Below are 18,693 nucleotides of genomic sequence, written 5' to 3' on the forward strand. Positions count from 1 at the left end.
CGTCGGACAGCTCTCAGAAGGCGCGACAGGAGCGAATATCGGTGGCCAGGATCGCCCGAGCACCGAGCTCGGCGAGCCGGTCCATGAGCACGTTGCCTTCCTTACGCGGGACCAGTGCGCGGACCGCCACCCATCCGGGGTCGGCCAGCGGCGCCACCGTCGGCGATTCCAGGCCGGGCGTGATCTCCGCGGCACGTTCCAGCAGGCTCTTCGGGCAGTCGTAGTCCAGCATCAGGTATTGCTGAGCGAACACCACGCCCTTGACCCTGGCGATCAGCTGGTTACGCGCGCGGTCGCGCTGATCGGAGTCGGCCTGTTCGATCAGCACGGCCTCCGAATCGCACAGCGATTCCCCGAAGGCGACCAGATTGTGCTGGCGCAGCGTCCGGCCGGAGCCGACCACATCGGCGATCGCGTCGGCGACCCCGAGCTGGATGGAGATCTCCACCGCGCCGTCGAGCCGGATCACCTCGGCTTCGATACCGCGCCGAGCCAGATCCGCGAGCACCAGGTTCGGGTAGGAGGTGGCGATCCGCTTGTCCTGCAGATCGTCGACCTTCCAGTCCTGTCCCTGCGGCGCGGCATAGCGGAAGGTGGAGCCGCCGAAGCCGAGCGAGAGACGTTCCTGGACGGGGGCGCCGGAATCCAGGGACAGGTCCCGGCCGGTGATGCCCAGGTCGAGCTCACCGGAGCCGACGTAGATGGCGATGTCCTTGGGCCGCAGGAAGAAGAATTCCACCTGGTTGGCCGGATCGAGCACGGTGAGATCGCGGGAATCGGTGCGTTTGCGATAGCCGGCCTCGGTGAGGATGGCGGTCGCGGTTTCGGAGAGTGCGCCCTTGTTGGGTACGGCGACACGCAGCATGGTGCCTGGTCCTTTCGGCTTCGGAGGAATGGTCGGGGCGTCTACAGATGTCGGTAGACGTCCTCCAGCCGCAAACCCCGACCCACCATCAGCACCTGCACCCAGTACAGCAGCTGCGAGATCTCCTCGGCGAGGGCTTCGTCGCCTTCGTGTTCGGCGGCCAACCACACCTCACCGGCCTCCTCCAGCACCTTCTTGCCCTGGGTATGGACGCCCGCGTCCAGTGCGGCGACGGTGCCCGACCCGGCGGGACGGGTGGCTGCGCGATCCTGGAGTTCGGCGAACAGGGCCTCGAAAGTCTTCACGGCAGGTCATTGTTTCAGACCACCGCGCCATGCCTCCGCCCGAGTGGGCACCGCTGTGTCGTGGCGCCCGTTCGGGCGGAGCGCGCGGGCCCGGATCACGCTCCGGCGAGCAGGTCCTCCAGTTCGGCGACCGCGGTGCGCAGGTGACCGGCGAAGGCGTGCATCTCGCCGGCGACCGCCGCCGGGGTGGCCAGATACAGGTTCCACCGATCGGGCAGCAGTACGTAAGCAATACCGATGCAGGTCGGGCTGGTGGAACCGAACCCGAAGTAGCTGATGTTCACCGACGGCGCGGAGCTGGTGCTCAGATAGTCGTCCCGCATGATCGTCCAGCCCGGGCTGCGGTACAGCGGTATCGGCTCGGTGACGCCGAGTTCGGCGCCGCGCCGCCGCTGGATCCATTCGAGTTCCCACAGGTGCTGTTCGGGCGCCGCACCCGACTGGCACTGTTTGGCCCGTTCCACGTGGGCCGCCGCGGCGGCGCGGGCCGCGGCGAGCTTCGCCGTGGTATCGGCCGCCGGGTCCTGCATGGTGTCGGCGAACGCGACGATCTCCGGGGTCACCACGCGCATCGCCTCGGTGCGACCGTTGCGATACTGCCGGGTGGCGATGGATTCGTAGGTGGCGCCGGTGATCCCTTTGCTGCGGCGGTGCGCGAGCTGGTAGCTCAGCTGGGCGAACGCGTCCGGCGAGATACCGAGCTGTTTCGCGCGGGCGGTACCGAAGTTCTCGAAGGACACCGTGGTGGTGGCGTTATCGGCGGCGTACTGCGCGAAGGCCGCCCCGGCCGCGACCACCTCGGCACGCTGATCGGCGTCGAGCCGGAATTCGATCTGCTCGACCGGCGGCAGGCCCTGGCCGCGCGCCCCCGACCGCTGTGTGTGCACATCGACCGGCGTCTGCAGCAGAGTGTCGACGAAGGACAGGATCGTGGTGCCGTCCAACCCGCAGTGCTCGACATTGATACCGGCCCGGCCGTCGGCGAACACGATGAACGACACCGATTTGTCGAACCACCGGTTGGCGCTGTCACCGTGCAGGAGAGTGTCGGCAGCCTGCAGGTCGTCGCGCGGCGCGGAATCCTCCAGGCAGACGCAGAACAGTGCCGTTTCGATCGTGTCCAGCGCGGCGGCGTTGTGCGGATCGGTCAGCAGCTCGGCCCGGGCCCGCGCCCACTCGGCCCGGGCCGCGGTGGTGAGATGTCCCACCGACGTACCGGCGGGCGCCGGCTCGGTCGCGGATTTCAAGATCGCGCGCAGACCGGCGGTCACGTCTTCGAAGGCGTAGGGGTCGCCCTCGGGGCCGATGACGTCCAGCCGGAACATGACGCCGCGGTGCAGGACGAGGATGTGCCGGGCCGTGGACGGCCCCGGCCATTCGTCGGTGTAGGGCACCCGCACGGAGTCCTGCTCGGCACCGGGGATCCGCGTCTCGGAGAACAGGTATTTGTTCTGCCACATGGACAGTTGCTGCCCGCGCTGGGTGACCGGGGGGATCTCCTCCTGGTCCAACGCCGTTTTGTAGCCGACCGCGGCCGCGACCAGCGCGGCGGCGCGTTCGGTCTGGTCCGCCGCGGTGGAGCTCGCCAATGCGGTGTCGTCGCGGAACAGGAAGAAGAAATTGGCGTTCAACGCGATCCGGTCACGCCGGCCCAGATAACGCGACGGCCAGAACAGATCCAGCCAGCTGCCCACTCCGGGCGTCTCGTCGTAGTCGCGCAGGGCGGCGTGCAGAGTCTGGCCCGCACCGCCGGGACGCAGCAGATCGGCAACGGCCTCCTCGGTGGCGGCCAGCTCCTCGGCGGTCAGCAGCGGGGTGCACCACTGGACGAAGCGCGCGCAGCTGTCCTCGAGGGCCGGCAGCGGGACGCGTGGGAGCTGGTCTTCGGCGGCGAAGGTGCGTTCGGTCAAGTCGGTCTCTCCGGTTCGGTCGTTCTCACTCGGTCGTCGGACTGTGCCCGGCGGGTTCACTCGGCAGGTAACTTCGACGAAAGTGGCCGGGACACATAGAGATTGGCATACAGCCGACCCTCGTCCTCCAGGCCCGCCGGATCGGTCCCGTTCGCGGTCAGCGTACCGAGTACCTGTTCTCGTTCGGCCGCCGAGGCGAACCGGCGCTGGGCGAACTCGCCGGGCATCCGCCGGGTGTGGTAACCCAATGCTGCCAGTTCCGCCTCGATAGGTCCGAAACCGTACATGCGCAGCACGAAATGGGCCATCCAGGGGCGGCGGTCGGGGTGCGCGGTGGCGATCCGGGCGATCGTCTTCTCGGTGACGTATCCGATACAGCCGGTCGAGACCACCAGATCCGCCGAGGCCAGGATCTCGCGCTGTTCGTCGGTGGGATCGCCGGCCTCGAGGTCGGCGTGCACCACCGCGTCGAGCAATCCGGCGGCCCGCGCATAGTCCAACGCGGGCGCGGAGGCGTCCATACCGAGGAAGCGCACCCCCGGCAGGGCGTCCCGGCCGGCGAGACGGGCCCGGTCGCGAGCGACGAACTCGTCCGTCGCCGTCGCCGGATCGGCGTACGAATCGGCGAGTTCGGCGAGGGTGGTGTCCAGCCGCAGCAGGGCCGCGTTCACCCCGTAGGAACAGCCGATGTCGAGCACGCTCGGGGCCGTGCCCGTGGCGGCGCGCCATTCGTCGATCTGCCGGCGCAGATGCGGTTTCGCCAGTTCCGGGATGCGGTAGTCCAATTCCGACATCCGTGCGTAGTAGTCGCGGGGGTCGGGCCTCGAGTAGATGTCGTCGAAGGATGCTTTCCCGGTGGTGTGCAACGGCACTGGCACGTTGTGTTCCTCTCCTGGGGCTGTATCTACTCGATCGTGTCCTCGATCAATCGAGCAGCCGGTCACCCCGGACGGCGTCGGCCGCGGCGAGATGATCGGGGAGCACCCGCCCGAAAAGCTGACGGGTGCGCTCCACGGTGCCGATGACACCGGGACGGTCGCTGTAGGCGAAGATCGCCGTATGCCGGGCGGTCCCGCCCGCCACCGGTGACACCCGGTGCAGGGAGTATCGGCCCTGGAACAGTTGGAGGTCGCCGGGCCGCAGGACCAGGCGCCGGACCAGCCGATCGCCGGATCCGGTGATCACCGCGCGCACCTCGGCGAGGTTCTCGACCTGTGGGGAACGGATACCGGGGCAGTATTGGAACTCGCCGCCGGACTCGGGCGGCGCGGTGAGCATGCTGACGGTGAACTCGTTGGTGTCGAAATGCCAGGGATGCGACTGGCCCGGCGCCACCACGTTGAGCACGAGCCCGGCCAGCGGGTCGGCGAATTCGTGCAGGTGGGTGCGGCCGAAGCAGTCGGCGAGGAAGCGCTGGAACAGGTCGTCGGTGTAGAGCTGGTGGATCAGCGCGCCGACGGGAATGCGGTCACGCGGGACGAAGGCGTTCCCGCGTTCGAACACGATCCGGCCGGGATGATCCTCGGGCAGCTCGGTGTCGAGGGGAATGTTGTAGGCGTTGACCCGTTCGGTGCGGTAGTAGGCGTGCGGCGCCATCCGCTCGCCCTGTTCCGCGAGCAGCGCGTGCAGCTCGGGCCGGATGAACTCGCGCAGAACGGTACAGCCGTCCTCGGCCAGATCGGCCCGCGCCGCCGCGACCGCGGCACGCCACCCGGGCGTATCGGGTTCGGCGAGCGGGTAACGGGAAGTGTCGACGATTTCATCCAAGGTCACCGTGGCGGCCATAACGATATTGTTATCGGACTGTCTGCGACACGCCCGGTGAATGCTTGAGATAGCTGGTGAGTCCGGTCACGGACCGTTCGGTCTTGTTGATCCGCAACACTATTCACGATCCCGCGTTGTCATACGCCACCAACGGAAACACCGGGGAACGCGAAAAACACCCGGTGATCGGATGATTCGACTCGGTAGCGGTATCCGGGCCGACCGGTCAGGACGCGGCGGCCGGCCCCGGAGCGACCGTGCGGCGAAGATTCAGCACCTGCTCGAGGTCGGCCCGCGACAGCGCGGTCAGGCTGTCGCGGTGCACCCGGGACGGATGCACCGGCACCGGGATCTCACACGGCACCACCAGGACCCCGCACCCCGCGGCCGCGGCCGCGGCGACCCCGGCCACCGAATCCTCGACCGCCACACAGTCCCGAGGGTTCAGACCCAGCAGATCCGCCGCCCGGAGGTATACGGCCGGATCCGGTTTGCCGTGGGGCACCTCGTCACCGCAGACCGAGACATCGAACCGGTCACGACCCAGGGTCTCCAGCGCCAGCTCGGTCAGCGACCGCTTGGTATTGGTCACCAGCGCGCAGGGCAGGCCCGCGGCGCGCACCGCATCCAGTGCCTCCTGCGCGCCCGGACGCCACGGGATCGGCCCCGTCATCAGTTCGGTGACGCGGCGGTCCAGAAAGCGGCCGGCCTCCGCCACCGCGTCGGGATCCGGGTCCACACCGAGTTCGGTGAACATGATCCGCAGGGCGTCGGCCCCGGACGCCCCGATCAGCGCGTGGCGGATCTCCTGGGTCATCTCCCGCCCCAGTTCGCGTGCCAGTTCCCGGACGCCGATATCCCAGAGCTTCTCCGAATCGAGCAGGGTCCCGTCCATATCCCACAACACCCCGGCGAGCTGGGTCATCCGTACGGCCTTTCGTCGCGGTGGATCACATCGCCGGTTCCCGGCGCACGGCCGCGAACCCTCGGCCGACCGTATCGGCACCGGAAATCCGAGCCGGCATCGGCCGCCGACGAACTCATTGCAGCTGGGACGCGGTGATCTGCAATTGACCACCCGCGGGCGCCACCTGGAACGAGCGGCTCTCCGACTGCACCGCACCGTTGCTCATCGTGTAGGTGAGGGTGGCAACGGCCGCGCCGGTGCCCGACGGGGTCACCGCACCGATGCTGACCGCGGAGATGGTCGACCACCACCGGGTGTACTCGGCGTAGCCGCCGGTGGTGGCCTGGTATCCGGGCGACAACTGCGCCCAGGCCGCGGACGGGTTGCCGGGCAGCAGGCCGTAGTAGCCGCGAACGAACTGCTCCACGCGCGCGGGCGACGGCGGACCGTTCTCGGCCGTGGTGGTCGACGGCGCCGCGGTGGTGGTCGTGTCCGACGGCCGATCGGTGGTCGAGGTATCGGCCTCGGTGGTATCCGGTTCGTCCGGGGCCACCGCCTGAGAGGTCCCCGGAGCCTGCGCGGCCGAATCACCGTCCCCGCCACCGTTGGCCAGCAGCAAGCCGATCACGACCACGAGAACGAGTGCCGCGGCACCGGCCAGCACCGCCGTCCTGGTCCGGGCCCCGCCGCCCGCGTCCGGACGGGACGCCGGCGACGAGGCGGCAGGCGGCACCGGTCCCGGACCGTGGGGTGCGGCCGACCGGCCCGAATCGCGGAACGCGGGTCCGCCCGGGGCGGCGGCCGCCGCCCCGGGGGCAGGGGCCGGATCGGTGGGCAGTGCGGTGGTGGCGGCGTGGTCGACGGGCAGGACCTTGGTAGCGGTGGACGGCGCCGCGTCCACCGGTATCGGCGCCCGGCCGGCGGCCACCTCTTCGAGCATGACGCGCGCCTCGTCCATGGTGGGCCGGGTCGCGACTTCGGTTGCCAGCAGCCGCATCAGCACCGGCCCGAGCGCGCCCGTACCGGGCGGCTGCTCGACCTGGCCGCCCGCGACCGCGTGCAGGACGGCCAGCGGGTTGTCGCCGTCGCCGAACGGCGGGCGACCGGTGATCGAGTGGTAGAGCGTCGATCCGAGCGCGAACACGTCCGACGCCGGAATCGGCTGCTCGCCACGCGCCACCTCGGGCGCGAGGTAGGCGGGGGTACCGGCCAGGAAACCGGTGGCCGTGACGGTGACATCGCCGGTGGCACGAGAGATGCCGAAATCGGTGATCTTCACCGTACCGTCATCGCCCACCAGCAGATTCGCCGGTTTCACATCGCGATGCACGATCCCCGCGTCGTGGGCCGCGGCCAGCGCCGCGGCCGCCTGGGCACCGAGCCGGGCGACCTCGAGCGGCCCCATGGTGCCGTCGAGATTCAACCGGCTGGCCAGGCTCGGCGCGTTCATGTACTCCATCACCAGCCACGGCTGACCGTCCTCGTCCGCGACGTCGAACACCGATATCGCGTTGGGGTGGTGCAGGCGCGCGGCAATACGGCCTTCGCGCAGTGCGCGTTTGCGCGCTTCCGCGGTCTGCTGGTCGGTCAGGTTGGGTCCGAGCAGCACCTGTTTGACCGCGACGGTGCGCTGGAGCCGGATATCGAGGGCCCGCCACACCACACCCATGGCGCCGGTGCCGATGGGATCCGTGAGCCGATACCGTCCGGCGATCAGCCGATCCTTGGTCATCTCTGTCGTGGCCCCTTCTGTTCGCCGCCGAGTCTTCCAGCACTCCGCGCGTCACAGGCGGCTGCCTACGGCTCCGCTCCGGACCCGCGCGACCGAATTACCCGACAACGTTGTCGGCACTCTCATTCGGCGGGAACCTCAGCGGAAATTCCCGGAAATCGTACGCTCCGGCACCCGGAACCCGCGCGGGCAGTACGGGATCGCCGACCCCGCCGAATGCCGTTCACCTGCGTTTTCCGGATCCTACGCCGCGCCGGCCGAGCCGAACGAACCGCGCGGTGATGACAATCACACTCGCGAAAGGTTTATCGCGCCTCAGACACTGAAGTATTTGGCCTCCGGATGCAGCAGGACGAACGCATCCGTCGACTGCTCCGGGTGCAACTGCAGTTCCTCCGACAGCGTCACCCCGAGCCGCGCGGCATCGAGCAGGTCCACCAGTTTGGCGCGATCCTCCAGGTCCGGGCAGGCGCCGTACCCGAACGAGTAGCGCGCACCCCGGTAACCGAGTTTGAAATAGTCGGCGACATCGGCCGGATCGGTTTCGGCGATCGCGTGTCCCTCCAGGGTGAGCTCCTCGCGGATCCGGCGATGCCAGTACTCGGCGAGCGCCTCGGTCAGCTGGACGCCGATTCCGTGCACTTCCAGGTAGTCCCGGTAGTTGTCGGCGGCGAAGAGCTGATTGGCGAAATCGGCGATCGGCTGACCCATGGTGACCAGCTGGAACGGCAGCACATCCACCTGCCCGGTCCGCCGCGCGTCTTCGCGCGAGCGGATGAAGTCGGCGACGCACAGGAACCGGTCCCGCTGCTGGCGCGGGAAGGTGAAGCGGTGACGCTGCGGAGCATCGGGTTCCGGTTCGGTGAGCACGACGACGTCGTCGCCCTCGGAGACGGCCGGGAAATAGCCGTACACCACGGCGGCGTGCTGTAGCACGCCCTGGGTGCTGAGCTCGTCGAGCCAGGCCCGCAGTCGCGGCCGGCCGTCGGACTCCACCAGTTCCTCATAGCCGGGCCCCTCGCCACCGCGCTGACCCCGCAGACCCCACTGGCCGAGGAACAGCGCCCGTTCGTCCAGCAGTCCGGAGTACTCGTGCACCGGCAGGCCCTTGATCACCCGGGTGCCCCAGAACGGCGGCACCGGCACCGGCACATCGGCGGCCACATCCGACCGGTCGGGTACCTCGATCGGCGTCTCGGTGGCGCGCCGCTGTTCGGCGATCCGGCGCGAACGTTCGTGCCGTGCCTTGCGTTCGGCCACCTTCTTCCGTTCCGCGACGGCCTCCGGGCTGTCCGGGTCGGGACCGTCGCCGCGTTTGCGCGACATGATCTCGTCCATCAGCCGCAGGCCCTCGAACGCGTCGCGGGCGTAGTGCACATCGCCGTGGTAGACGTCGGTGAGATCGTTCTCCACATACGACCGGGTGAGCGCGGCGCCGCCGAGCAACACCGGGAACTGGTCGGCGACTCCCCGGGAGTTGAGCTCCTCCAGGTTCTCCTTCATCACCACGGTGGATTTCACCAGCAGTCCGGACATACCGATGACATCGGCCTTCTTGTCCAGCGCGGCGTCGAGGATGGTCGCGATGGGTTGTTTGATCCCGAGGTTCACCACCTCGTAGCCGTTGTTGGACAGGATGATGTCCACCAGGTTCTTGCCGATATCGTGCACATCGCCCTTGACCGTGGCGAGCACCACGCGGCCTTTGCCGCTGTCGTCGGTGGCCTCCATATGCGGTTCCAGATGGGCCACAGCGAGCTTCATGACCTCGGCCGACTGCAGCACGAACGGCAGCTGCATCTGCCCGGACCCGAACAGTTCGCCGACGGTTTTCATCCCGGACAGCAGGGTCTCGTTGATGATCCGCAGCGGCGGGACCTCCCCCATCGCCTCGTCGAGGTCGGCTTCCATACCGCCCCGCTCGCCGTCGACGATGCGCCGCTCCAAGCGTTCGAACAGCGGCAGCGCGGCCAGTTCGTCGGCGCGGGAGGCGCGGGAATCGGCGGTCGTCACACCCTCGAAGAGCCCCATGAGCGTCTGCAGCGGGTCGTAGCCCTCCCGGCGGCGGTCGTAGACGAGGTCCAGCGCCGTCTCGCGCTGTTCGTCCGGGATCCGGCTCATCGGCAGGATCTTCGACGCGTGCACGATGGCGCTGTCCAGCCCGGCCTCGACGCATTCGTTCATGAACACCGAGTTCAGCACCTGCCGCGCGGCGGGGTTCAGGCCGAACGAGATATTCGACAGACCCAGCGTTGTCTGCACCTCGGGATGGCGGCGTTTGAGCTCACGGATGGCCTCGATGGTCTCCAGGCCGTCGCGCCGCGACTCCTCCTGCCCGGTGCCGAGGGTGAAGGTGAGGGTGTCGATGATGATATCGCTGTCGCGCAGGCCCCAGTTGCCGGTGATATCGGCGATGAGCCGCTCGGCGATGGCGACCTTGTGCTCGGCGGTGCGGGCCTGGCCCTCCTCGTCGATCGTCAGCGCGACCACCGCGGCGCCGTGTTCGGACACCAGGCGCATGGTCTGCTGATAGCGCGATTCGGGGCCGTCGCCGTCCTCGAAGTTCACCGAGTTCACCGCGCAGCGCCCACCCAGATGTTCCAGTCCCGCGCGCAGGACGGGGGTCTCGGTGGAGTCGAGCATGATCGGCAGCGTGGACGCGGTGGCCAGCCGGGAAGCCAGTTCCGACATATCGACGGCGCCGTCACGGCCGACGTAGTCGACGCACAGATCGAGCATATGGGCGCCGTCGCGGGTCTGATCCTTGGCGATATCGAGGCATTTCGTCCAATCCTGGGCGAGCATGGCCTCGCGGAACGCCTTGGACCCGTTGGCGTTGGTGCGTTCGCCGATCATCAGCACACTCGCGTCCTGCTGGAACGGCACCGCGGTGTACATGCTCGAGATACTCGGCTCGGGTTCGGGCGAGCGGCGCTGCCCGACCGGCGCCAGCCCGGTTTCGACCTCGCGGACCGCCGCGGCGACCTGGCGGATGTGTTCCGGGGTGGTGCCGCAGCAGCCGCCGACCAGGGCCAGACCGTAGTCGGCGACGAAACCGCGCAGTGCCGCGGCCAGCTCCTCGGGGGTCAGCGGGTACTCGGCGCCGTGCGAGCCGAGCACCGGCAGCCCGGCGTTGGGCATCACCGATACCGGGATACGGGCGTGCTGGGAGAGGTAGCGCAGATGCTCGCTCATCTCGTCCGGTCCGGTGGCGCAGTTGAGGCCGATCAGGTCGATGCCCAGGGGTTCGAGCGCGGTGAGCGCCGCGCCGATCTCACTGCCCACCAGCATGGTGCCCGTGGTCTCCACCGTGACGTGGGTGATGATCGGGATACGGCGGCCGACCTGCTCCATGGCCCGGTGGGTACCGGTGATGGCGGCCTTGACCTGCAGCAGGTCCTGGCAGGTCTCCACGAGGACCGCGTCGGCGCCGCCGTCGAGCATGCCGAGCGCGGCTTCGGTATAGGCGTCGCGCAGGGCCGCGTACGGAGCATGCCCGAGAGTGGGGAGCTTGGTGCCGGGCCCCATCGAACCGAGAACGTAGCGCGGCACGCCGTCGGGTCCGGGGCCCATCTCGTCGGCGACCTCGCGGGCCAGCCGGGTGCCCTTCTCCGAAAGGTCCCGGATCCGGTCGGCGATCCCGTAGTCGGCGAGGTTGGGCAGGTTGCAGCCGAAGGTATTGGTCTCCACGGCGTCGGCGCCGGCCTCGAAATAGGACCGGTGGATATGCCGCAGCACCTCGGGCCGGGTGTCGTTGAGGATCTCGTTGCAGCCCTCCAGGCCGCGGAAGTCGTCGAGTGTGAGATCCACGGCCTGCAGCATCGTGCCCATCGCGCCGTCGCCGATCACAACACGCCGGGCGAGGGTGTCGAGCAAAGTGGTGTCGAACTCGGCGGAGCGGGAGGCAGACATGGATCCAGACTAGTGGGAGCCTCCGTCACGCTCTGCCCCTAGCTCGCGGGCTGTGCGGGCGGCCACAGCGGGCGCGCCCGCACATGGTCGGGCACACAGCAGGCGCGGCCCGCACAGTCGGGCACAACAAGCGCGCCCACACAGTCGGGCACAACAAGCGCGCCCACACAGTCGGGCACAGCAGGCGCGGCCCGCAAACAGTTGGGAACAGCGGTGCGGTCCGCAAATAGTTGGGAACAGGAGGGCTACCCGCACACGGTTGCGAACAAGGGGTGCAGCCGCCGCCGGGGTGCGACAGGCGCGGCCGAACCGATACTGCGCGCCGGTGCCGGGCCGCACCGTAGGCTGGCAGGGGTGAGCTCGAGTGAATCTCCGGTGGATCGGGAACTGCCCGCGTTGCGCGACCCGGTGCTCGTCGCCGCCTTCGAGGGGTGGAACGATGCTGGTGACGCGGCCAGTGGGGCGGTGGAACACCTGGAGTTGATCTGGGATGCGCGGCCGCTGGCCGAACTCGATTCCGAGGACTACTACGACTACCAGGTGAACCGGCCGATGGTGCGGCAGGTGGAAGGCGTCACCCGGGAGATCGTCTGGCCGGCGACCGTCCTGTCGGTGTGCTCCCCGCCCGGGAGCGACCGCGATGTGGTGTTGCTACGCGGTATCGAACCGAATATGCGGTGGCGGCGCTTCTGCGCCGATCTGCTCGAGTTCATCGATCAACTGAATGTGCAGACCGTGGTGATCCTGGGTGCGCTGCTGGCCGACACCCCGCACACCCGACCCGTACCGGTGACCGGTTCCGCGTACAGCAAGGAGGCGGCCGAGCAGTTCAATCTGGAGCAGACCCGCTACGAGGGGCCCACCGGGATCACCGGGGTCCTGCAGGACGAATGTGTGAAAGCGGGTGTCCCGGCGGTGTCGTTCTGGGCCGCGGTTCCGCACTACGTCTCGCAGCCGCCGAATCCGAAGGCGACGATCGCGTTGCTGCACCGGGTCGAGGATGTCCTCGATATCGAGGTGCCGTTGCGGGAACTACCGCAGCAGGCCGAGGAATGGGAGTCGACGGTCAACGAGATGACCGACGCCGACGACGAGATCGCCGAGTATGTGCGTTCGCTGGAGGAGCGCGGCGACGCCGCGATCGATGTGAACGAGGCGATGGCCAAGATCGACGGCGATGCCCTGGCAGCCGAATTCGAGAAGTATCTGCGGCGACGGGGACCCGGCGGCTTCGGTCGCTGAGGGGGTGCGCCCGAGCCGCCGGGTCGCCGGTTCAGCCGGCCACCGACCAGATTCGGGCGGCGGCGTCACTGGCCAGTTTCGCGATCAGCAGTTCGCGTGGAATCACCTGGCCGGTGAGGTGATCGAGCGACGGCACCACCACATGGTGCGCGTCGGCTCGTTGGAGTTCCCGGGTCAGTTCGGCGAACGCCGTCCCGTCACCGGGGTGTGATTCGTGGAATGTCGCGGCGAAGCACAGTCCCTGGGCATCGGCCAGCTCGCGTAGCGCGGCCTCCATATCGTCGCCTTCGCCCGCGGCCAGATCGTCGCGTAAATACCCGTACACCAACGCTTCCACCCGAACCTCCTGAATCCTCCCCCGCACCGGGCGGGGAACCATTACTGCTCCGGAGATCTCCTCCCGCATTCGCGGGGGTGTTGCTTGAACCGGCACGGAACCGGCCCGATTCGAGCATGACCGAACGCCGACTAGGGCAGAAGAGGTCATGCGGGGGACATCTGGATGCCCTCTGGGGTCCACGGAAAGTTTGCTGGTGCAATACTGGCGACGTGACTGCTGCTGAAGATCGTCCGCTGTGGGCCATCCGGATGCGCTCGGAACGTGATGCGCGTGGGTGGTCACAGGCGGACGCCGTACGCGCCCTGCGCGCCAAGTCGTCCCATAATCTCCCGACCGACAGCACCCTGCTACGTAATTGGCGGCGTTGGGAATCCGGCGAATCGCGTCCCGACGATTTCTACGCGCCGCTCATCGCGGCCGCCTTCGATTCGGTGGCGGCGGCGTTCTTTCCCAAGGCCCGCCCGAGCCGCGACGACGAATTGCTCACCGCCACCGGGATGGACACGCTCGAATTCATGGGCCGCCTACGGATGTCCGATATCTCGACCGCCACCCTGGACGCCGTGCGGATCACCGCCCAGCGATTGTGCTGCGACTACGCCGATACCGATCCGCACGAACTGCATCGCGAGGCGTCGGGCTGGTTGCGCCGGATCGCCGCGCTGCTCGACAGCCGCCTCACTCTGGCGCAGCACAAAGAGGTGCTGGAGCTGGCGGGCTGGGTCGCCCTGCTGCTCGGCTGCCTGGATTACGATCTGGGCCGGCGCAGCAGCGCCGAGGCCACCCGCCGTGCGGCGCGGTCGCTGGGCCAGGAGGCCGGGCACCCCGAGATCATCGGCTGGAGTTCGGAACTGGCGGCCTGGTTCGCGCTCACCCAGGGCAATCATCGCGGCGTCATCCAGGCGGCCGAGGCGGTTCCGGCGGAATGCGCGGCCACCGGTGTCGGCGTGCAGCTCGCCGCGCAGCGCGCGAAGGCCTGGGCCCGGCTCGGCGACCGCACCGCGGTGGACGCGGCGCTGACCGAGGGCCGCACCCTGTTGAACCGGCTCGGCCATCCCGACGATCTCGACAATCACTTCGTCGTGGACCCGCAGAAGTTCGATTTCTACGCCATGGACTGCTGCCGCGTGGTCGGCGACGACGCGCACGCCGAAACCTATGCCCGCGCGGTGCTCGCCGATTCGATCGCCCTCGACGGCACGGTCCGCAATCCGATGCGGGTCGCCGAAGCCCGGCTGACGCTGGCCGTGGTGGCCGCGCGCGCCCGCGATCTCGAATTGGCCGTCGCGCAGGGGTTACGCGCGTTCGAGGCGCAGCGACGCTCGCTGCCGTCGCTGCTGTGCATCGGCAGCGAGGTGGCGCACGAACTGGTCGCGAACTTCCCGGGCGACCCGCGCACCCGGAGCTTCCTGGACGAACTCAGGTCGCTATCGGGTGTCTGACCGCACCGGGCCGTTCCAGAAGACGCCGGACCGCCGGACGACGTCGGCCCGCCGAACCGACGGCATGCGGCAACGGGCATCCCGTCGCCGGAGCGCATCTGCTCGATACGCCACCGCGCGTGGTCGCGCGGGCGGGCGCAGAGCCCCCGTACCCGTCCGTGGTTCAGCGGTGCGCGGCGTCGGGCACTCGAGCCGGGCACCCGGTCCCCGGCAGCGTGACCAGCTCGAAATGCCACCACTCGTTGTCGAACGTCCGGCAGAGTCCCCAGCGGTTGCCGTTGGCCTCGAGCCACGCCGCGCCCTCCCGGGGCGCGATATCGACGGCCCGGCCGGTGACGTGCGTGGACTCCTCCGGCGGCAGCACCCAGCGCCGGGTCTCCTCGGGGGTTCCGTAGGTGGCCAGCCCGTCCTCCCACATCGCCCGCTGCTCTCCGGGGCTGCGGTAGCCGGAATTGATCGACATCGGCACACCCTGCGCGTGTGCTTCCTGCTCGGCCATGGTGTAGGCCAGCGCCAGCAGCGGGTCCAGCCCCTCGGTGCCGGCCGCCGCGACTTCGGTGAGCGGCGGTACCGGGAACCCCGCCGCGGGCGCGGCGGCGGCGTGCGGGGTGCTGAGCACCAGACCGGCGGCCGCGCACGCCAGGATTCCGGCCGCGACACCGGTACGGCGAGGAAGGGAGCGCACCCGGTTGATCATGCGGACGATCCTATCTACGCGGCGGCCCCGCACCGCACCGACAACTCCCTGAGCAGCACAAATGTGATCCACATGGGTCCACATCGGGACCGCCGGAGAGGTTGCGTGCGGGCGCGCGGCCGACTAGCGACAACGCCCTGGCGCAAGTAGATCCGCGCTCCGGTCGAGACCGCCCCCGGCCACCGCCCGGTACCGGATTCCCATTGGAACCCGCCTCCTGAGCCGACCCGCGGCGACCCGGGCCGGCCGCTCAGTGGCGACCCGCCGGTCTCGCGTCGAATTCGACGAACTCGTCGATGCCGAGCGCGCGGAACATCCACGCTATGAATGCGGGCAGGTGGCGATCCGCTTCACGGCCGCGACGATGCGGGTCGGTGATGGTGTAACGCTGTCGGGCACGGGTGATCTCGCCGCTCCCGGCGGCGAGCAGGTTGTGCGCCCAATCGGCCTCGGTGGTGTAGGCGAGCGCGACGACGAACCCGGTGTCGGTGCGGTAGGCCTGCACCGGGGTGTCGTAGCGGCGGCCGCTGCGGCGCCCCTGATGGTGCAGCACCGCCAGGGGCGGCAGGGTGCGGGCGAGCGGCGCGAGCAAGGGGTTGAGGCGGCGGGAGAGTCCGGTGAGGCGACTGAGGCTGGACATTGGGGTTCCTGTCGTGTGAGTGGGGGCGGGTGGATCGCCGATGCTGGGCGGCGCGGCCTGTCTACTCGTTGGAGCCCGGGCGGTCCCGGCTCGGCGGTAGGTCGAAGCTGTGGTGCCGCAACACCGGTACCACCAGGTCGTGAACGATCTCATTGATGCGCTCGTCGGTCAGGACACCGCGGATCAGCAGATCGTGGCGGGCGAGGTCGAATGGAAGCGCCAGCACCTGATCGGGGACCTCGGATGCGCCGAGCTCGCCGCGTGACCGAGCCCGCCGCACCGCCGAGTGCAGCAGCACGCTGCCACGCTGGAACAGCAGCGACCGCAGCTGCTCGATCAGCCGGTCGTCCAGTTCGGCGAGCAAACCCAGTACGGTCGCCCGCCCGACCCCGGGCAGCCAGGCCCGCACCGCGATCAGCACCGCGACCAGATCGCCGGCCAGCGTGCCGGTATCGGGAAACTCCCCGCCGAGCCGATGCGACCTGGCCGCGACGGCAGCCAGCACCATCTCCGCTTTGCTCGCCCAACGGCGGTAGAGGACAGGCTTGCTGGTGCCCACCCGCGCCGCGATCCCGCTATAGGTCGCCTCGGCGTATCCACGCGCGGCGACTTCGTCGAGGACAGCGGTGTAGATCGCCTCTTCGAGCTCTTCACCTCTGCGGCGAGTCTCGACCACAACTCCTCCTAGATACTTTCCGTATCTTATTTCTACACCAAATCCGTGGAATAAGAAACCGAAAGTATCCTAATTCGGGACCCGACCACACGGTCCGGGCACAGACGCACCCCACCTTCCGAGGTGGGGTACGTCTGCCTCAGTGCCGCCGTTCGGGCCACCACAGGGCGAGGGTGAGCCCGAGCAGACCCAGCGCCAATTGCACCAGCGCCAGATCAGCCATCCACCGGCCGCTCCCGGTCCGGGCCGTCCCCCGCCCAGCGGTGCCCACGCGGATACAGCCGTATCGGGGTGATGAGCGCCGCGAGATCGGTGACCAGATGCCGGACCGCGTCGGCCTGCTCGAACCCGGGAACCACGACCGCCCGGGCGTCGTGCTCACCCACGTGCCGGACCAACGCCAGCGCGGTGACCAGCGGTCCCGCATCCGTGTAGACGGTGAACACGAGCCGGAACCCGTGCCGCCCCGCCAACTCGTGCAGGTCGACAGCGGGCGTCGGAACCACGCGCCTGACCAGCCCGATCGCGGCCAGACGCTCAGCAACGGCCACGCGCCCCTCCCGTGTCCGCACACCAGCGGCGCACGGCCCGCGCGATGTGTTCCAGTCGTTCGATCGGCAGCGGCACCGCCACAGGTCCGTCCGGCACCCCGGTGTCACCCGGCACGCGAACAGGTAGCCGATCCGGGCAAGCGATGTCCGGAATCTCGGTCCGCAATCCGTTGGCATACACGAGGAATCCCCTGCTCCTGGCCTAGTCTCGGAGAGCACCCGGCGCAGGGTCCAACAGGGCATCAGCGACCAAACCGTGAATGATGGACCACCAGCTCTCGGCACTCCTGGCGTTGATCTGGTGTCCCCCAGAGTTTCTGGAGGTGGCCTGCACCGGGCACTTACTCAGTAGAGCTGCGCGACAACCAATTCGGAAGCACTATCGTGGCAGGTGCACGGTGGAATCCTCGATATTTCGCCACGGGGGTACTCCATATTCCATCCATCCGGTTAGCAAAGGCAACGAATATGCCCGCTGGATCTACCCTTCCGAGAAGAGCTCTGGGCCGTCAGCTGCGCAACCTCCGCGAACGCAACGACATCAGCCAGGCGGCAGCTGCGCGTATCGCCGAGACGAGCTCCCAGACATACGGTCGGCTGGAAGACGGCCGAATCACCAAAGTGACCGATATGCTGCTGAATACGTTGGCGAACGCCTACCAAACGACCGATGCCGAACGTCGATTACTGCTTACGCTCGCGCAAGAGATTCGGACCTCTGCAGCAACCGGGGGCGGCTGGTGGCGGGCCTACGCGGACTCGATGGCCACCAATTTCGACTACTACCTATCGCTCGAAGGCGCGGCCAACTGGGTAACAAGCTGGCAGACGACTCTGGTTCCCGGCCTGCTACAGACCCGCGAATACCGCCGCGCCATCACGTGGGCAACATCTCCCGAAACCGCTCCCGCAGATGTCGATCGAATGTTGGACATGGCGGCGAAGCGTCAAGGAATGCTCGATGAAGCAGGTTTTCGGTTCGAAGCGCTGATCGCCGAGGGAACCCTCCACTATCAAGTCGGCAGCGCGGCGATCATGGCCGCTCAGGTACAGAACCTTGTGGATCGGTCCGAACAGGCCGAAATTCGAATCGTCCCTTTTCGGGCCAAGAACCCCGCCGGTCTCATCGCCTCGCCGTTCGTGCTGTTCTCATTCCCGCCGTTGCTGACATCCAAGCTCCAGGAGCCTCCCGTCGCATACGTCGAAGGGTTGGCCGGAGACCTCTACCTCGAGCGAGAGACAGAAGTTAGCAGATTCTCACACGAAGCGAACATGATTCGGCAGGTAGCGTTGCCCAGGTCGGCATCCAGGGACCTGATACTGAAGGCAATGAAGGAGTGGCAAGCGTGATCGACCAGACGGCCGCGAAGTGGTTCAAGAGCAGCCGCAGTCATGGCGGCAAAGACTGCGTAGAGGCCGCGCATCTGGACGGTGGCCGGGTCGGCGTGCGCGACAGCAAGAATCCGGGCGGCCCCGCTCTGATTTTCGCCTCGAAGGAGTGGGACGCCTTTCTTATGAGCGCGAAGGGCGGCGGTTTCGATCGGCCCTAGCCTCCACGAACCGGAACGATCGTGCCCGCAGCCGGGCCGACTCGGCCGCCGCGACCTCTCCACCGAGAAGTCGCGGCGACCTTGCCGCTCATGGCAGTTCCCGTTCGAAGGTCCACCGACTTGCATGCGCGTCCAGTTACCCCGAGCGGCCGGAGGT

At 68.4% G+C, this 18,693-nt stretch carries 17 protein-coding genes; 4 read left to right on the plus strand and 13 right to left on the minus strand.

From position 1 onward, the window contains the following. Positions 1-13: 13 nt before the first annotated feature. The 8 genes from hisG to metH all read right to left on the minus strand — a co-directional run bounded on the left by hisG (position 14) and on the right by metH (position 11,398). Positions 14-865 carry an ATP phosphoribosyltransferase gene (hisG, locus tag OG804_RS11765; RefSeq protein ID WP_328396806.1) on the minus strand — a complete coding sequence of 284 codons (852 nt, stop codon included), beginning with the start codon at positions 863-865 and terminating at the stop codon, positions 14-16. 41 nt (positions 866-906) lie between these two features. Then, positions 907-1,170, minus strand: a complete 264-nt coding sequence (locus OG804_RS11770; RefSeq protein ID WP_030521337.1) for a phosphoribosyl-ATP diphosphatase — start codon at positions 1,168-1,170, stop codon at positions 907-909. 95 nt (positions 1,171-1,265) lie between these two features. Further along, a complete protein-coding gene (locus tag OG804_RS11775; RefSeq protein ID WP_328396809.1) occupies positions 1,266-3,080 on the minus strand; it encodes a choline/carnitine O-acyltransferase in 1,815 nt (604 codons plus the stop codon). Between the two features lie 56 nt (positions 3,081-3,136). Then, a complete protein-coding gene (locus OG804_RS11780) occupies positions 3,137-3,958 on the minus strand; it encodes a class I SAM-dependent methyltransferase (RefSeq protein WP_328396811.1) in 822 nt (273 codons plus the stop codon). 46 nt (positions 3,959-4,004) lie between these two features. Next, the gene (locus OG804_RS11785; protein ID WP_328396813.1) at positions 4,005-4,865 is read right to left on the minus strand and encodes a HalD/BesD family halogenase; all 861 of its coding nucleotides are present in this window, start codon (positions 4,863-4,865) and stop codon (positions 4,005-4,007) included. Between the two features lie 208 nt (positions 4,866-5,073). Beyond that, positions 5,074-5,772 carry an HAD family hydrolase gene (locus OG804_RS11790; RefSeq protein ID WP_328396815.1) on the minus strand — a complete coding sequence of 233 codons (699 nt, stop codon included), beginning with the start codon at positions 5,770-5,772 and terminating at the stop codon, positions 5,074-5,076. Between the two features lie 115 nt (positions 5,773-5,887). After that, positions 5,888-7,486, minus strand: coding sequence for a serine/threonine-protein kinase (locus tag OG804_RS11795; protein ID WP_328396817.1), 1,599 nt, complete (start codon positions 7,484-7,486; stop codon positions 5,888-5,890). A 315-nt stretch (positions 7,487-7,801) separates the two neighbouring features. Next, positions 7,802-11,398, minus strand: coding sequence for a methionine synthase (gene metH / locus OG804_RS11800; protein WP_328396819.1), 3,597 nt, complete (start codon positions 11,396-11,398; stop codon positions 7,802-7,804). Positions 11,399-11,752: 354 nt separating this feature from the next. On the opposite strand from metH, the gene OG804_RS11805 reads away from it, so the two are divergent. Then, entirely contained in the window at positions 11,753-12,640 is an 888-nt protein-coding gene (locus OG804_RS11805; RefSeq protein WP_328396821.1) for a PAC2 family protein, read from the plus strand. Between the two features lie 31 nt (positions 12,641-12,671). On the opposite strand, the gene OG804_RS11810 is transcribed toward OG804_RS11805, so the two are convergent. Continuing rightward, a complete protein-coding gene (locus OG804_RS11810; protein WP_328396823.1) occupies positions 12,672-12,977 on the minus strand; it encodes a hypothetical protein in 306 nt (101 codons plus the stop codon). Positions 12,978-13,189: 212 nt separating this feature from the next. Here OG804_RS11810 and OG804_RS11815 point away from each other — a divergent pair, with 212 nt between their 5' ends. Continuing rightward, complete coding sequence (locus tag OG804_RS11815) at positions 13,190-14,422, plus strand: XRE family transcriptional regulator (RefSeq protein WP_328396825.1); 1,233 nt, start codon at positions 13,190-13,192, stop codon at positions 14,420-14,422. Between the two features lie 163 nt (positions 14,423-14,585). Here OG804_RS11815 and OG804_RS11820 read toward each other — a convergent pair whose 3' ends face one another. From OG804_RS11820 to OG804_RS11835, 4 genes are all read right to left on the minus strand, one after another. Further along, on the minus strand, positions 14,586-15,119 hold the full coding sequence (locus OG804_RS11820; protein ID WP_328396827.1) for a M15 family metallopeptidase: 534 nt from the start codon (positions 15,117-15,119) through the stop codon (positions 14,586-14,588). Positions 15,120-15,369: 250 nt separating this feature from the next. Beyond that, entirely contained in the window at positions 15,370-15,759 is a 390-nt protein-coding gene (locus OG804_RS11825; RefSeq protein WP_328396829.1) for a nitroreductase family deazaflavin-dependent oxidoreductase, read from the minus strand. A gap of 61 nt (positions 15,760-15,820) precedes the next feature. After that, a complete protein-coding gene (locus OG804_RS11830; RefSeq protein WP_328396831.1) occupies positions 15,821-16,435 on the minus strand; it encodes a TetR/AcrR family transcriptional regulator in 615 nt (204 codons plus the stop codon). 215 nt (positions 16,436-16,650) lie between these two features. Continuing rightward, positions 16,651-16,986: a hypothetical protein gene (locus OG804_RS11835; protein WP_328396833.1), complete on the minus strand. Its 336-nt coding sequence runs from the start codon at positions 16,984-16,986 to the stop codon at positions 16,651-16,653. Between the two features lie 468 nt (positions 16,987-17,454). On the opposite strand from OG804_RS11835, the gene OG804_RS11840 reads away from it, so the two are divergent. Both OG804_RS11840 and OG804_RS11845 read left to right on the plus strand, forming a co-directional pair. Further along, complete coding sequence (locus OG804_RS11840; protein WP_328396835.1) at positions 17,455-18,336, plus strand: helix-turn-helix domain-containing protein; 882 nt, start codon at positions 17,455-17,457, stop codon at positions 18,334-18,336. After that, complete coding sequence (locus OG804_RS11845; RefSeq protein WP_328396837.1) at positions 18,333-18,536, plus strand: DUF397 domain-containing protein; 204 nt, start codon at positions 18,333-18,335, stop codon at positions 18,534-18,536. Before OG804_RS11840 ends, OG804_RS11845 begins: the two co-directional genes overlap by 4 nt. Positions 18,537-18,693: the final 157 nt, after the last annotated feature.

The sequence above is a fragment of the Nocardia sp. NBC_00416 genome (assembly GCF_036032445.1).
Classification (GTDB): Bacteria; Actinomycetota; Actinomycetes; order Mycobacteriales; family Mycobacteriaceae; genus Nocardia.

Excerpts from the sequence above, each read along its gene's own strand:
- hisG (WP_328396806.1), bottom strand. The coding sequence starts at position 865 with ATGCTGCGTGTCGCCGTACCCAACAAGGGCGCACTCTCCGAAACCGCG.
- OG804_RS11785 (WP_328396813.1), bottom strand. The coding sequence starts at position 4,865 with ATGGCCGCCACGGTGACCTTGGATGAAATCGTCGACACTTCCCGTTAC.
- OG804_RS11790 (WP_328396815.1), bottom strand. The coding sequence starts at position 5,772 with ATGACCCAGCTCGCCGGGGTGTTGTGGGATATGGACGGGACCCTGCTC.
- OG804_RS11795 (WP_328396817.1), bottom strand. The coding sequence starts at position 7,486 with ATGACCAAGGATCGGCTGATCGCCGGACGGTATCGGCTCACGGATCCC.
- metH (WP_328396819.1), bottom strand. The coding sequence starts at position 11,398 with ATGTCTGCCTCCCGCTCCGCCGAGTTCGACACCACTTTGCTCGACACC.
- OG804_RS11820 (WP_328396827.1), bottom strand. The coding sequence starts at position 15,119 with ATGATCAACCGGGTGCGCTCCCTTCCTCGCCGTACCGGTGTCGCGGCC.
- OG804_RS11825 (WP_328396829.1), bottom strand. The coding sequence starts at position 15,759 with ATGTCCAGCCTCAGTCGCCTCACCGGACTCTCCCGCCGCCTCAACCCC.
- OG804_RS11840 (WP_328396835.1), top strand. The coding sequence starts at position 17,455 with ATGCCCGCTGGATCTACCCTTCCGAGAAGAGCTCTGGGCCGTCAGCTG.